This is a genomic window from Roseateles aquatilis, assembly GCF_002205645.1.
Classification (GTDB): domain Bacteria; phylum Pseudomonadota; class Gammaproteobacteria; order Burkholderiales; family Burkholderiaceae_C; genus Roseateles; species Roseateles aquatilis.
The window spans coordinates 53,910-66,488 of record NZ_NIOF01000012.1; the positions used below are offsets into that span (position 1 = coordinate 53,910).

15 protein-coding genes are annotated in these 12,579 nt (G+C 70.1%); 5 read left to right on the plus strand and 10 right to left on the minus strand.

Annotated elements, in window-relative coordinates; translation table 11 throughout:
* Positions 1-4: 4 nt before the first annotated feature.
* Genes CDN99_RS21505 through CDN99_RS21515 form a run of 3 tightly spaced genes read left to right on the plus strand, consistent with a single transcriptional unit; the run spans position 5 to position 2,630 of the window.
* Complete coding sequence (locus tag CDN99_RS21505; RefSeq protein ID WP_088387057.1) at positions 5-1,303, plus strand: ABC transporter permease; 1,299 nt, start codon at positions 5-7, stop codon at positions 1,301-1,303.
* Positions 1,304-1,305: 2 nt separating this feature from the next.
* The gene (locus tag CDN99_RS21510) at positions 1,306-2,022 is read left to right on the plus strand and encodes a DUF3299 domain-containing protein (protein ID WP_238139647.1); all 717 of its coding nucleotides are present in this window, start codon (positions 1,306-1,308) and stop codon (positions 2,020-2,022) included.
* The gene (locus tag CDN99_RS21515; protein WP_088386962.1) at positions 2,022-2,630 is read left to right on the plus strand and encodes a DUF3299 domain-containing protein; all 609 of its coding nucleotides are present in this window, start codon (positions 2,022-2,024) and stop codon (positions 2,628-2,630) included. The genes CDN99_RS21510 and CDN99_RS21515 overlap by 1 nt, the downstream gene beginning before the upstream one ends.
* Here CDN99_RS21515 and CDN99_RS21520 read toward each other — a convergent pair.
* Together CDN99_RS21520 and CDN99_RS21525 are read right to left on the minus strand one after the other, a co-directional pair.
* Positions 2,582-3,721 (minus strand): transglutaminase-like domain-containing protein, encoded by a 1,140-nt coding sequence (locus tag CDN99_RS21520; RefSeq protein WP_088386963.1) that lies wholly within the window; start codon positions 3,719-3,721, stop codon positions 2,582-2,584. The two genes, CDN99_RS21515 and CDN99_RS21520, sit on opposite strands and share 49 nt — an antisense overlap.
* Positions 3,718-4,833, minus strand: coding sequence for a zinc-binding metallopeptidase family protein (locus CDN99_RS21525; RefSeq protein ID WP_088386964.1), 1,116 nt, complete (start codon positions 4,831-4,833; stop codon positions 3,718-3,720). The genes CDN99_RS21520 and CDN99_RS21525 overlap by 4 nt, the downstream gene beginning before the upstream one ends.
* A gap of 108 nt (positions 4,834-4,941) precedes the next feature.
* Between CDN99_RS21525 and CDN99_RS21530 the strand changes: the two genes are divergently transcribed.
* On the plus strand, positions 4,942-5,472 hold the full coding sequence (locus tag CDN99_RS21530; protein WP_158218918.1) for a DUF2867 domain-containing protein: 531 nt from the start codon (positions 4,942-4,944) through the stop codon (positions 5,470-5,472).
* 15 nt (positions 5,473-5,487) lie between these two features.
* On the opposite strand, the gene eutC is transcribed toward CDN99_RS21530, so the two are convergent.
* The 8 genes from eutC to CDN99_RS21570 form a co-directional block, all read right to left on the minus strand.
* Positions 5,488-6,261 (minus strand): ethanolamine ammonia-lyase subunit EutC, encoded by a 774-nt coding sequence (gene eutC / locus CDN99_RS21535; protein ID WP_088386966.1) that lies wholly within the window; start codon positions 6,259-6,261, stop codon positions 5,488-5,490.
* Positions 6,258-7,652, minus strand: coding sequence for an ethanolamine ammonia-lyase subunit EutB (locus CDN99_RS21540; protein ID WP_088386967.1), 1,395 nt, complete (start codon positions 7,650-7,652; stop codon positions 6,258-6,260). The genes eutC and CDN99_RS21540 overlap by 4 nt, the downstream gene beginning before the upstream one ends.
* Before the next feature lie 145 nt (positions 7,653-7,797).
* Entirely contained in the window at positions 7,798-8,520 is a 723-nt protein-coding gene (gene arsH, locus CDN99_RS21545; RefSeq protein WP_310732489.1) for an arsenical resistance protein ArsH, read from the minus strand.
* Positions 8,513-9,592: an ACR3 family arsenite efflux transporter gene (gene arsB, locus CDN99_RS21550; RefSeq protein WP_088386969.1), complete on the minus strand. Its 1,080-nt coding sequence runs from the start codon at positions 9,590-9,592 to the stop codon at positions 8,513-8,515. The genes arsH and arsB overlap by 8 nt, the downstream gene beginning before the upstream one ends.
* A 67-nt stretch (positions 9,593-9,659) precedes the next feature.
* Positions 9,660-10,148 (minus strand): arsenate reductase ArsC, encoded by a 489-nt coding sequence (locus CDN99_RS21555; protein ID WP_088386970.1) that lies wholly within the window; start codon positions 10,146-10,148, stop codon positions 9,660-9,662.
* Between the two features lie 3 nt (positions 10,149-10,151).
* Positions 10,152-10,646: an arsenate reductase ArsC gene (locus CDN99_RS21560; RefSeq protein ID WP_088386971.1), complete on the minus strand. Its 495-nt coding sequence runs from the start codon at positions 10,644-10,646 to the stop codon at positions 10,152-10,154.
* Positions 10,647-10,659: 13 nt separating this feature from the next.
* Positions 10,660-10,986 (minus strand): ArsR/SmtB family transcription factor, encoded by a 327-nt coding sequence (locus tag CDN99_RS21565; RefSeq protein ID WP_088386972.1) that lies wholly within the window; start codon positions 10,984-10,986, stop codon positions 10,660-10,662.
* A 142-nt stretch (positions 10,987-11,128) separates the two neighbouring features.
* Positions 11,129-12,037, minus strand: coding sequence for a LysR family transcriptional regulator (locus CDN99_RS21570; protein WP_088386973.1), 909 nt, complete (start codon positions 12,035-12,037; stop codon positions 11,129-11,131).
* 129 nt (positions 12,038-12,166) lie between these two features.
* On the opposite strand from CDN99_RS21570, the gene CDN99_RS21575 reads away from it, so the two are divergent.
* Positions 12,167-12,577 (plus strand): RidA family protein, encoded by a 411-nt coding sequence (locus CDN99_RS21575; protein ID WP_088386974.1) that lies wholly within the window; start codon positions 12,167-12,169, stop codon positions 12,575-12,577.
* Positions 12,578-12,579: the final 2 nt, after the last annotated feature.

Genomic DNA, 12,579 nt, shown 5'->3' on the forward strand with positions numbered 1-12,579 from the left:
CGCGATGGGCACGCTGTGGCGCCTGGCGGCCCAGAGCGCCTGGAACCGCCGCTTCGTGCTGTCGCTGGTAGCGCTGTCGATCGCGTTGTCCACGATCGCGCTGTTCGGCATGGCACGGGTGAAGCAGGACGTGCGGGAGACCTTCTCGGAATCCGTCTCCGGCACCGACCTGATCGTCGGCGCGCGCACCGGGCCGGTCCAGTTGCTGCTGTATTCGGTGTTCCGCATCGGCAGCGCCACCAACAACATCGGCTGGTCCAGCGTGCAGGCGCTGTCGCGGCTGCCGGCGGTGGCGTGGGTGGTACCGATCTCGCTGGGCGACTCGCATCGCGGCTTTCCGGTGGTGGCGACCAGCAGCGGCTACTTCGAGCACTTCCGTTATGGCGACGCGCTGCCGCTGACGCTCGCCCAGGGCCGTGCCTTCCGCGATGCCGCCGAGGCCGATCCGACGCAGCCTCACACGGACATCTTCGGCGCGGTCCTGGGCGCCGAGGTCGCCGCCGCGCTGGGCTACCGGCTCGGCGATGCGCTGGTACTGAGCCATGGCGACGGCGCGCTCGCGGCCAACGATCACGCGGACAAGCCGTTCCGCGTGATCGGCATCCTGGCGCGCACGGGCACGCCGGTGGACCGGTCGGTGCACATCACGCTGGCCGGCATGGAGGCGATCCATCTCGACTGGGTGGCCGGCGCACCGCTGCCCGGCATGGCGGTGGCGGCGGACGATGTCGGCCGGCACGACCTGACCCCGCGCCAGGTGACGGCGGCGCTGGTGGGCCTCAAGCAGCGCAGCGCGGTCTTCGCGGTGCAGCGCAAGGTCAACGCCTTCGGCGCCGAGCCGCTGTTGGCGGTGCTGCCCGGCGTGGCGCTGGACGAGTTGTGGGATGCCGTGGCGCTGGGCGAGCGCGGCCTGCAGCTGATGAGCGGCCTGGTCGCGCTGGTCAGCCTGACCGGGCTGGTGGCGGTGATCTGGGCCGGCCTGAACGAGCGCCGCCGCGAGCTGGCCATCCTGCGCGCCGTCGGCGCCGGGCCGCGTCACGTGTTGGCGTTGCTGGCGCTGGAGGGCATGGCGATCACGCTGATCGGCGTCGCGGCCGGGACGCTGCTCAGCCTGGCGACGGTCTACCTGGCCGGCCCGTGGGTGCAGGCGCACTACGGCCTGCGCCTGAGCGCCGCGCCGCCGCGCCCGGATGAATGGCGACTGCTGCTCGTCGTGCTCGGCTGCGGCTGGCTCGCGAGCCTGCTGCCCGGCCTGCGGGCCTATGCGCTTTCACTGAGCGACGGCCTGTCGCCGAGGACCTGACGATGCAACGACGACATGCCCTGATCGCGACGCTGGCGAGCGGCTTCGCGCCGCTCACCTCGCTCATGCCGCTGGCGCGCGCAGCCACGCAGGGCGCTCCCAGCGTCCGGCCCAGGCCGGCCGCGGGGCCCGCGTCGGGCGCGAGCGCCAGCGCCAGCGCCAGCGGCACGGGCACGGGCGCGAGCGCGAGCGCGAGCATCGGTACAAGCTCCGCCGCAGCCAGCGGTGCTGGCGCCAGCGCCGCCGGGGGTGCTTCCGGCTATCGCGAGCTCACGTGGCGGCATCTGGTGCCGATGGGCTGGGACCCGATGAAGAAATTCCGTGGGATGAACCTGGATCGCCTGGGCGACGCCAACCCTCGCATCATCGAATTGATGGACGAGATGCGCGCCGAGTTCGACAACGCACCGCTGGTGGAGACGCTGGACGGCGATGCGGTGAAGCTGCCCGGCTACGTGGTGCCGCTGCAATCGGACAAGGAAGGGCTGCGGGAGTTTCTGCTGGTCCCCTACTTCGGCGCGTGCATCCACACGCCGCCGCCGCCCGCCAACCAGATCGTCCATGTGCGCCTGGCCCGCCCGGCGCAGAACGTGCGGGCCATGGACACGGTCTGGACCAGCGGCGTGATGCGGCTGGAGCGCGTCGCCACCGAGATGGGCATGAGCGGCTACCGGCTCGACGCCGCGCAGGTGGCGCCCTATCGCGAAGGCCGGCGCTGATGCGGCGCGCGCTGCTGGGCGCGGCCAGCCTGATCGCCGTGCTCGGCGCCGTGCCGCTGGCGTTGAGGTTCCAGGCGGCGCCGCATGCGCGCCTGCCGCCGGCGCCGGCCGCCGCCGACCTGCCCGAGGCCCCGGGCGCGGCCACGCCGGGCTACGACGCCTTGCCCTGGTCGGAGCTCGTGCCGCCCGGATGGGATCCACTGGCGCGTTATCGCGGGCTGGACTTGTCCACCATCCGCGACGGCGACACCACCGCGCAGGCCTGGCAGCAGGACATGGCGCAGGCCTTCCAGGACGCACCGCTGCGGCAGGACCTGGACGGCCGCAAGGTGGCGATCACCGGCTATGTCGTCCCGCTGCAGGTGAGCTGGGATGGGCTGGACGAGTTCCTGCTCGTGCCCTACTTCGGCGCCTGCATCCACTCCCCGCCGCCACCGCCCAACCAGATCGTGCATGTGCGCGCGGCGGCCAAGGTGCCGGGTCTCCACGCAATGGACGTCGTCACCGCGAAGGGCACGCTGCGCGTCGCCCGGGCCGATGCGGGGCTGGCGGTCAGCGGCTACGCGCTGAACGCGGACGGCGTGCGCGAGGCGTCGACCGCTCGATAGGGGTCGACGCCAGGCGTCCCGGCATCGGCGGCGCTCGATGCGCCGGCGGTGGTGACGGCGAGCGATGGGCTGGAAGCGCTCCACGCGATCTCGGGGCCGCCTGCGTTCATCGCCCTCAAGCCGTTCGGCGTGCTCATCGCATTCGTCGCGCTGGCCGCGCTGGCGGCATTCATCACGCCCGTCGCGTCCGTCGTCGTCGCGGCCCAGGCGATGCCGGGCACCGCCGCGTCGCTCCCGGCGTCCGTCGACAGGGCCAGATCGCTCAGGGTCGGCAGCTCCAGGCCGGGCCCCGCCACGGCCACCGCGCGCACCAGCGGCGCGTAATGCGACACCACCTGACCGAACATCATCGCGAACGGCACGTCGGCGGCATCCCGTCCGGTGCCGATGCGCAGGAAGCCCTGGGGGATGCCGGTGGCGGAGGGGTCGAAGAGGTACCAGCGTCCGTCCAGGTAGACCTCGACGTAGGCGTGGAAGTCGGCCGCCTTGGACGGGTCGGCGCCATAGTCGGTGCCCGTCACGAAACGCGCCGGGAGGCTCAGCGCACGGCACAGCGCGATCATCACGTGCGCGAAGTCGCGGCACACGCCGCTGCGCTCGGTCAGCGTCTCTACCGCCGTCGTGCGCGAGGTCGACGAGTTGGCCGCGTAGGTCAGGTTCCGCCGCACCCAGGCCATCACCGCCCGCACCCGCTCATGGCCGAGCGGCAACGCGCCGAACTCGGCGCTCGCCAGGTTGCCCAGCCGGTCCGACTCGCAGTACCGGCTGGGCATCAGGTACGGCAGCACGTCGATGGGCAGCTCGTGCAACGGGGTCTCGCGCACCGTCGCCGGATCGGCGCTGAAGTGCCGGATCGTCACCGTCGCCGAGTACGTCAGGTGCAACGTCCCCGGCGGCGCCTGCACGCGGATCAGGCGGTTCGTCGTGCCGGGCACGGTTTCGCTGCGCCACGGCACCGCCGGCACGAAGCTCAGACGCTCGTCGCTCACGGTCTGCGCCGCGGTCCGGGCGGGCTGGATGTTGAAGAGGAAGTCGCCGTGGGGCGCTTCGATCTGGTAGTCCAGTTCGACGTGAAGGTCCAGGCGGATCATGCGGTCAGGCTCATGGGGCGCGGCTCGATCCGCCGCGCGGCGGCATCGATGGCGCAATGGATGAAATGGAGCTTCGGGACGACCCGCGGGGCCAGCACGAAGGGATAGAAGTCGCGTTGTCCCATCGCGCGGGACATCTCGTTCATCACGCTGGTGATCTCCAGCCAGTCGTGCAGCAACTGCAGGAAATCGGCGCTGGAGGGGCTGTCCGACCGCCAGAGGTGATGCGGCGCGAACGGTCCGTCGCCGCGTCGGTCGGTCCCGATCACCAGTCCGAAACTGGCGGCGGTGTCGATGGTGTCACGCAAGTGCAGGTAGTGGGCCCAGGACTCCGCCCAATCTTCCCAGGGATGCGCGCTGGCGTACGAGGAAATGAAGCGGTCGCGCCAGTCGGGGCGCCGATCCTGCCCGTAGTTGCGGCGCAGGCTTTCCTGGTAGTCGGTCCGCTCGTCGCCGAAGAGCTCGCGGAACGGCTCGTGCCAGGCGCCGCCGGCGATCAGCCGGTCCCAGTAATAGTGACCGACCTCGTGCCGGAAATGCCCCAGCAAGGTGCGGTAGGGCTCGCCCAGCGCCTTGCGAGCCGCCTCGCAGGCGGCCTCGTCGGCCTCGTCCACGTCGATGGTGATGACGCCGGCGCGATGTCCCGTCGTCACGGGCGGCTGACCCGGCATCGCGCGCAGGAAGTCGTAGGCGAGCCCGTTCGCCGGATCGGTCGAGCGGGGCGTGACCGGCAGGCCCAGGCCGAGCAACTGCGACACCAGCCGGCGCTTGGCGCGCTCCAGCCGGCCCCAGCGCTCGGCGTTCTCCGGATCCGCGAGGTTGGGGATGGTGCGGTTCAGCGCGCAGGCCGGGCAGAAGCGGCGGCCGGCACCGTCGATCGCCACCAGCCAGTTGCACGCGGCCGCGGTGGCGAAATTGCCGCAACGCGCGTAGCGACCGTCGCGGCCGTGCAGGAGCCACGTGCCGGCGGACGGCCCCGGCAGCAGGGCATGCATCGCGAGGTCGTCCGCCAGGAAGCCCAGCGGCGCCCGGCAGGCCAGGCATTCGCTGTTGCGGAAAAAGACGCGGTGACCGCAGGCGCATCGGTACGCGCGGGAGGTGACGAGGGGCATGAGACCGCCATGGCAAGGGGCGCGCCGGGGTGATGCGACATCGGTCCGTCACGGGCGGCGGCGATGGGCATGCGAAGATCGCCGGCCCCTTCGTCCAGGAACCCTCGCATGTCCCGCAGCCGTCGCGTCGCCCCGCCCGCCGAAAGCCGACTGGCCTCCCGCTACGCCACGGCGAGCATGAGCGACGCCTTCGCGATGACGCTCGCGGACGACGCCCCGAACGACGCGCTGACCCTGGCGCGCGCGACGCTGGAGCGACCGCCCGGCTGGTTTCTCGCGCTGATCCGGATGCGGGACGCGATGGTCAAGCCCTTCGGCCTGAAGACGGCCACGGCGATGCAGGACGAACTGGCGAAGAGCGGCACGCCGCACGTGGCGTTCTTCCGCATCCTCTCGACCACGCCCACCGAGGTGCTGTTCGGCGAGAACGACCGGCACCTCGATTTCCAGCTGTCCATCCTGATCCGCCCGCAAGCGGGATCGGCGCGGCGCGAGGTCGTCGCCACCACCGTGGTGAACTGCCACAACTGGCTCGGGAAGTTTTATCTGGCGCTGATCCTGCCGTTCCACGTGCTGGTGGTGAAGGCGAATCTGGCGCGGGCGGGGGAGCAGTTCGGGGAGAAGCGCGATCGGGCCTGACGCCCGTCGCGTGCTTCAGGTCCGGTCGTCCAGGAACGGCCCGCTCTCATCCTTCAGCCCAACGCCCGTCAGGCCCAGCCGCCGTGCCTGCGTCAGCAGGTGATGCAGCTTGTACGCCGCCGCGGCGAAGCTCAGGCCCTCGGGGCGGACGTTGGAGATGCAGTTGCGCTGCGCGTCCCGGCAGCCGACCCGCGGCGCGTGCGTGAGATAGAGGCCGAGGCTGTCCGGCGAGCTCAGCCCGGGCCGCTCCCCGATCAGCATCACGACGAAACGGGCGTGCAGCAACTCGCCGACCTCGTCCCCCAGTGCGACGCGCGCCTGCGTGGCGATGACGATCGGGCCGATCGTCCAGCCGTCCAGACGCGGCAGCACCGCGTCGAGCACCGGCGCCGCCTGCTTCGCCGCGGCCGTCGCCGACAGCCCGTCGGCGATGACGAAGACCAGCTCCGGCGGCGGCGCCTCCACCGTCGTCCCTGCCGCCACCGCCCCGATCAACGCGCGACTCTCGTCGGACAGCCTTCGTCCCAGATCCGGCCGGCGCAGGTAATGCGCCCGATCCGGCGCGGCGCTGCTGACCGTCACGACCTCGTGACCGTGCTCGCGCAACACGGCCTCCAACGCCGGCACATCCAGCGGGTGATGCACCGCATCCCGCGCCTGTGCGTGCGCCAGGTTGAAGGCCAGCCACGGCGCGGTCGGCAGCGCGTGGCCGGTCCGGCCCAGCGCGATGCGCGCATTCGTGAACTGCCGCCACGACGTCCAGGGATCCGGCTCGATCAGGTCGCTCATGCCGTCCTCACCCAGTCCCGCGCGCCCGCCAGCAACGGCTGCGTCGGTCCCGCGCGCCGCAGCGCGCCACGCTCGTCGGTGATGCCCATGCGCGCCAGCCAGTCCTCGAATTCCGGCGCGCGCCGCAGCCCCAGCACCTCGCGCGCATACAGCGCGTCATGGAACGAGGTGCTCTGGTAGTTCAGCATCACGTCGTCCGCGCCCGGCACGCCCATGATGAAGTTGACGCCGGCCACGCCCAGCAGCGTCAGCAGCGTGTCCATGTCGTCCTGGTCGGCCTCGGCGTGATTCGTGTAGCAGATGTCGACGCCCATCGGCACGCCCAGCAGCTTGCCGCAGCAGTGGTCCTCCAGCCCGGCACGGATGATCTGCTTGCCGTCGTACAGGTACTCGGGCCCGATGAAGCCGACCACCGTGTTGACCAGGAAGGGATCGAACTTGCGCGCCACCGCGTAGGCCCGCGTCTCGCAGGTCTGCTGGTCCACGCCGTGGTGCGCCTCGGCCGACAGCGCGCTGCCCTGCCCGGTCTCGAAGTACATCAACTGCCGCCCCACCGTGCCCCGCGCCAGCGACAGCCCGGCCGCGTGCGCCTGTGCCAGCAGCGACAGCGACACGCCGAAGCCGGCGTTCGCCTGCTCCGTGCCGGCGATGGACTGGAACACCAGGTCGACCGGCGCGCCCTGCTCGATCGCGGCCAGGGTGGTCGTGACATGCGTCAGCACGCAGGACTGCGTCGGGATGTCGTGGCGCTGGCGCAGCTCGTCGACCATGCGCAGCAGATCGCCGATCGCGGCCGGCTGGTCCGATGCGGGGTTGATGCCGATCATGGCGTCGCCGCAGCCGTACATGAGCCCGTCCAGCATGGACGCCGCGATGCCCTTCGGATCGTCGGTCGCGTGATTGGGCTGGAGCCGCACCGCCAGGCGGCCCGGCAGCCCCACGGTACTGCGGAAGCGCGTCACCACCGGCCGCTTGCGCGCCACGGCGATCAGGTCCTGGTTGCGCATCAGTTTGGAGACCGCCGCCACCATCTCCGGCGTCAGGCCGGACGCGACACGGGTCAGCGCCGCGGTGTCGGTCTCGGCGCGCAGCAACCAGTCGCGGAACTCGCCCACGGTCAGATGCGCGATGCCGGCGAAGGCGACGGGATCGTGGTCGTCGAGGATCAGCCGGGTGATCTCGTCGGACTCGTAGGGGATCAGCGCCTCGTCGAGGAAGCGCCGCAGCGGCACGTCCGCGAGCGCCAACCGGGCCGCAGCGCGCTCGGCCTCGCTGGCGGCGGCGATGCCGGCGAGCTGATCGCCCGACCGCGGCGGGCTGGCCTTGGCCAGCAGCGCCTTCAGGTCGGGGAAGCGGTAGGTCTCGCGCAGCAGCGTGTGGGTGTAGGCCAAGGGACGTCCTGAGGCGGAAGGCGCTCCGGCGACGGCGGGCGTTGGCACGGTTTATACGCGGCGTGCGTGTCGGCGTCATCCGGGCGCGTGGCGCGTCATCCGGACGGCTGGCCTGACGCCTGGCCCGTGACGGGTGGGCCGCCGCTCAGATCGCGCCCTGATCGACCCGCGCGGACAGCTGCTCGGCGGACTCCTTGCGCTCGCTGTAGCGGTCGGCCAGATAGGGCCCGAGATCGCGCGTCAGCAGCGTGAACTTGAACAGTTCCTCCATCACGTCCACCACGCGGTCGTAGTACGAGGACGGCTTCATGCGGCCCTCCTCGGTGAATTCGGCATAGGCCTTGGCCACCGACGACTGGTTGGGGATCGTCAGCATCCGCATCCAGCGCCCCAGCACGCGCATCTGGTTCACGGCATTGAAGCTCTGCGACCCGCCCGAGACCTGCATCACCGCCAGCGTCTTGCCCTGCGTCGGACGGATGGCGCCCGAGGTCAGCGGTATCCAGTCGATCTGCGACTTCATCACGCCAGTCATGGCGCCATGACGCTCGGGGGAACACCAGACCATGCCTTCGGCCCAGGCCGCCAGTTGGCGCAGTTCCTGGACCTTGGGGTGCGTGTCGGCCGCGTCGTCGGGCAGTGGCAGGCCTGACGGGTCGAAGATCCTCACCTCGCCGCCCATGGCCTGCAGCAGGCGGGCCGCCTCGAATGTCGCGAAGCGGCTGTACGAGCGGGCGCGCAGCGAGCCGTAGAGCATCAGGAAGCGGGGGCGGTGCCTTGACGGCTCATGGGCTGCCAGCCGCCCGGCGTCCGGTACATCGAAAAGCTCCGGCAGCAACGCCGGGAAGGTCTGATCCAGTTCAAGCACGCAGGGCTCCTCGTTCATACCAGGCTTGCGACCGGTTCACGACGGCGACGACCGCCAGCATCACCGGCACCTCGATCAGCACCCCGACCACCGTCGCCAACGCGGCGCCGGACTGGAAGCCGAAGAGGCTGATGGCCGTGGCCACGGCCAGCTCGAAGAAGTTGCTCGCGCCGATCAGCGCCGACGGACCCGCGATGCAGTGCTTCACGCCCAGCCTGCGGTTGAGCCAGTAGGCCAGGCCGGAGTTCAAGACCACCTGCACGAGGATGGGCACGGCCAGCAAGGCGATGACCAATGGCTGCTCGATGATGCGGTCGCCCTGGAAGGCGAAGAGCAGCACCAGCGTCAGCAGCAGCGCCGCGATCGAGAGCGGACCGAGCCCGGCCGCGACCGCCTGGAAGTGATCGGCGCCGCGACGCAGCAGGCGTCGGCGCCACAGCTGCGACAGGATCACCGGCACGACGATGTACAGACCGACCGAGACCAGCAGCGTGTCCCACGGCACGGTGATGGCGGACAGCCCCAGCAGCAAGGCCACGAGGGGCGCGAAGGCGATGATCATGATGGCGTCGTTGAGCGCGACCTGCGACAGCGTGAAGTACGGGTCGCCCTTGCACAGCTGGCTCCAGACGAAGACCATCGCCGTGCACGGTGCGGCGGCCAGCAGGATCAGCCCGGCGATGTAGCTGTCCAGCTGGTCCGCCGGCAGCCACGGGGCGAAGAGCTGCCGCACGAAGATCCAGCCCAGCAGCGCCATCGAGAACGGCTTCACGGCCCAGTTGATGAACAGCGTGACGGCGATGCCCCGGGCATGGGCCTTCACCTGGCCCAGCGCCGCGAAGTCGATCTTCAGCAGCATCGGGACGATCATCAGCCAGATCAGCAGCCCCACCGGCAGATTGACCTGCGCCACCTCGAACGAAGCGACGGCCCGGAACAAACCGGGGAAGAACTGCCCCAGCGCGACACCGACGACGATGCACAGCGCCACCCAGACGCTGAGGTAACGCTCGAAGAAGCCGATGCTCGGCTTCCCGGCGTCGACGGAGGAATCGACTACGGCAGAGGTCATGGCAGGGATTCGGGGCGTCAGGGAGTGGGGATCGAAGCTCGGAGCTCGGAGCTCGGAGCTCGGAGCTTCAGGAGGTGGAGATAGCATGCAGCGCCTGCTGCAGTTCAGCGTCGCTCATGGTGTCCAGCGGCAGCAGCGCCAGTTGCAGCATCCGGTAGCCGATGGCGTCGCGGGTCAGCTCGAAGGCCTGCGGCTTGTCCGCCTCGGGCGCGTTCGACGGGTCGGCGTAGCCCCAGTGCACCTTCACCGGGCTGCCCGGCCAGTACGGGCATTGCTCCGCCGCGGCGCTGTCGCAGACGGTGATGACGGCACGCATCCGTGGCGCGCCCTCGGCGATGAATTCGTCCCAGCTTTTGCTCCGACAGCCGTCGGTGTCGATGCCGGCCTTGGCCAGCGCCTGCAAGGCATGCGGGTTGACGCGGCCGCTCGGCGCGCTGCCGGCGCTGAAGGCCCGGATATCCCGGCCCAGACGCCGGGCCCAGTGGTTCAGCAGGCCCTCGCTCAGCACGCTGCGGGCCGAGTTGTGGGTACACAGGATGAGCACGTTGGTGGTCATGATTCAGCGTGTCCCGATGTGCCGGACTTCGTTGTGAATGGCCATGGCGTCCAGGGTCTGGAGCGGCAAGGCCATCATCAATTCCAGGCGGCGCTTCATCGTCACGGCCGCGGCGCGGAAGGCTTGCTGCTTCGCGTCTTCGCTGCCTTCGACCGCGGCGGGGTCGGGCAGTCCCCAATGCGCGGTCAGCGGCTGGCCCGGCCAGACGGGACAGACCTCGCCAGCGGCCTGGTCGCAGACGGTGAACACGAAGTCCATCACGGGGGCCCCTGGCCGGGCAAACTCCTCCCAGCTCTTGCTGCGCAATCCATCCGTGGCAATGCCCAGGTCGCGCAGCGCCTTCAACGCCAGCGGATGCACCTCGCCCCTCGGTTCACTGCCGGCCGAGAAGGCGTGAAAACGCCCATGGCCCATGCGGTTGAGCAGCCCTTCCGCGAGGATGGAACGCGCGGAGTTTCCCGTGCAGATGAACAGCACGTTGTAGACCTTCGATGCCATGGGTATTCCTTCTTCAGCAGCCGCAGTTCGTCGACGTTGATTCCACGGCGCATGCCGCGCCCTGGCAGCAGTTTTCCGTGAGGTAGCCCAGCAGCTCGTTCATGCGCCCGTAGGCGGCGCGATAGATGAGGTTGCGGCTCGAGCGCTCCTGCGACACGAGGCCCGACGCCACCAGTTCCTTGAGGTGGAAGGACAGCGTCGCGGCCGGAACGCCGAGCGCCTCTTGAATCGCGCCGGGCGTCAGCCCCGTCTCGCCGACGACGACAAGCGCGCGGAACACCTGCAGGCGCAGCGGCTGCGCCAGGGCTCCCAGCGCGCGGACAACATCGTTTTCTTCCATATTTCGATAATAGTCGAATTATTGAATAGAGGCAAGGCGGTCATCGCGACGAGCCGCGAGCCGCGAGCCGCGAGCCGCGAGCCGCGCTCGATGCTCGATGCTCGACGCCCCGAGGCCGGGGCTCCGGCTCCGTTTTGGCCAATCAGCCCGAGGCGGACTGCGCCATCAGTTCATCCACCCAGTCGATGAACACCCGCAGCTTCGCGCTGACATGCCGGTTCGGCGGAAAGGCCACGTACATCGGCATCGGGTCGAAGCGCCAATCGCCGAACAGTGGCGCCAGCTCGCCGCGCGCCGCATGCGGCTCGGCCATGTAGCGCGGCAGCCAGAGCACGCCCATGCCCGCCAGCCCCGCGGCCAGGTACGCGTTGCCGTCGTCGACGGCCACGACGTAACGCCCCTGCACCGCCAGGTGCTCGCCCTCGCGCCGCATCGCGATCGGTGCCACCTTGCCGGTGCGGGTGCTCAGGAAACCGACGACGCGGTGATGCGCGTCCTCCAACTCGCGCGGATGGGTCGGCATGCCGGCGCGTTCCAGGTACGACGGCGCGGCGTACACGCCAAGCTGCAACTCCCCGACGCGACGCGCCATCAGCGAGGCATCGGTCAGCTCGCCGCCGCGCAGCACGCAGTCCACGTTGTCGCCGATCAGGTCGACCCTGCGGTCGCTGACGCCCAGGTCGAACTGGATGTCCGGATAACGCGCGTGGAAGGCCGGCAACGCGGGCACCAGGATCATCCGCGCGAAGGGGCTGGGCACGTCCACGCGCAACCGGCCCCGCGGGGTGGACAGCGCGCTCGACAGGCCGGTATCGGCGTCCTCCAGGTCGGCCAGCACACGCACCACGCGCTCGTAATACGCGGCGCCGTCGGCCGTGACCTTGACCTGCCGCGTGGTGCGGTTCAGCAGCTTCACGCGCAGCCGCGCTTCCAGTTGCTGGATGAGCTGCGTCACCGTGGTCTTGCTCATGTGCAGCGTCTGCGCCGCCTTGGTGAAGCTGCCCGCCTCCACCACGCGGGCGAATGCCTGCAGCGCATCGAAACGGTCCATGCCACGTGCCCTCGAAGATTGTTTGGCGAATCCAAACAGTGATTGTGCGACCTGCCTGTTTATCGGCGGCGGCCGGCCTCCTAGAGTTCCGTCCATCCTTTCACTTCCGCCTTCGAGGCCCCCTTTGCCATGTCCACACGCGACGTCGTTTTCCCCTCCGGTCGCCAGGCACTCTACGAGCGCAACCGCTACTCGCCGGCCATTCGTTCCCATGGCTTCCTGTTCGTCTCCGGCCAGGTGGGCAGCCGCCCCGACGGCTCGCCGGAGCCCGACCTGGCGGCGCAAGTCCGCCTTGCCTTCGACAACCTGAACGCGATCCTGGCGGCGGCCGGCTGCAGCTTCCGGGACGTGGTCGACGTGACGGTGTTCATCGTCGACCCGGAGACGCGTTTCGAGCCCATCTGGCAGGTGGTCGGCGAGTACTGGGGCGAGGCACCCCATCCCACGCTGACCGGCATCGGCGTGACCTGGCTCTACGGCTTCCAGTTCGAGATCAAGGTGATCGCGAAGCTGCCCGACACCGCGACCGTCGCGGCCTGATG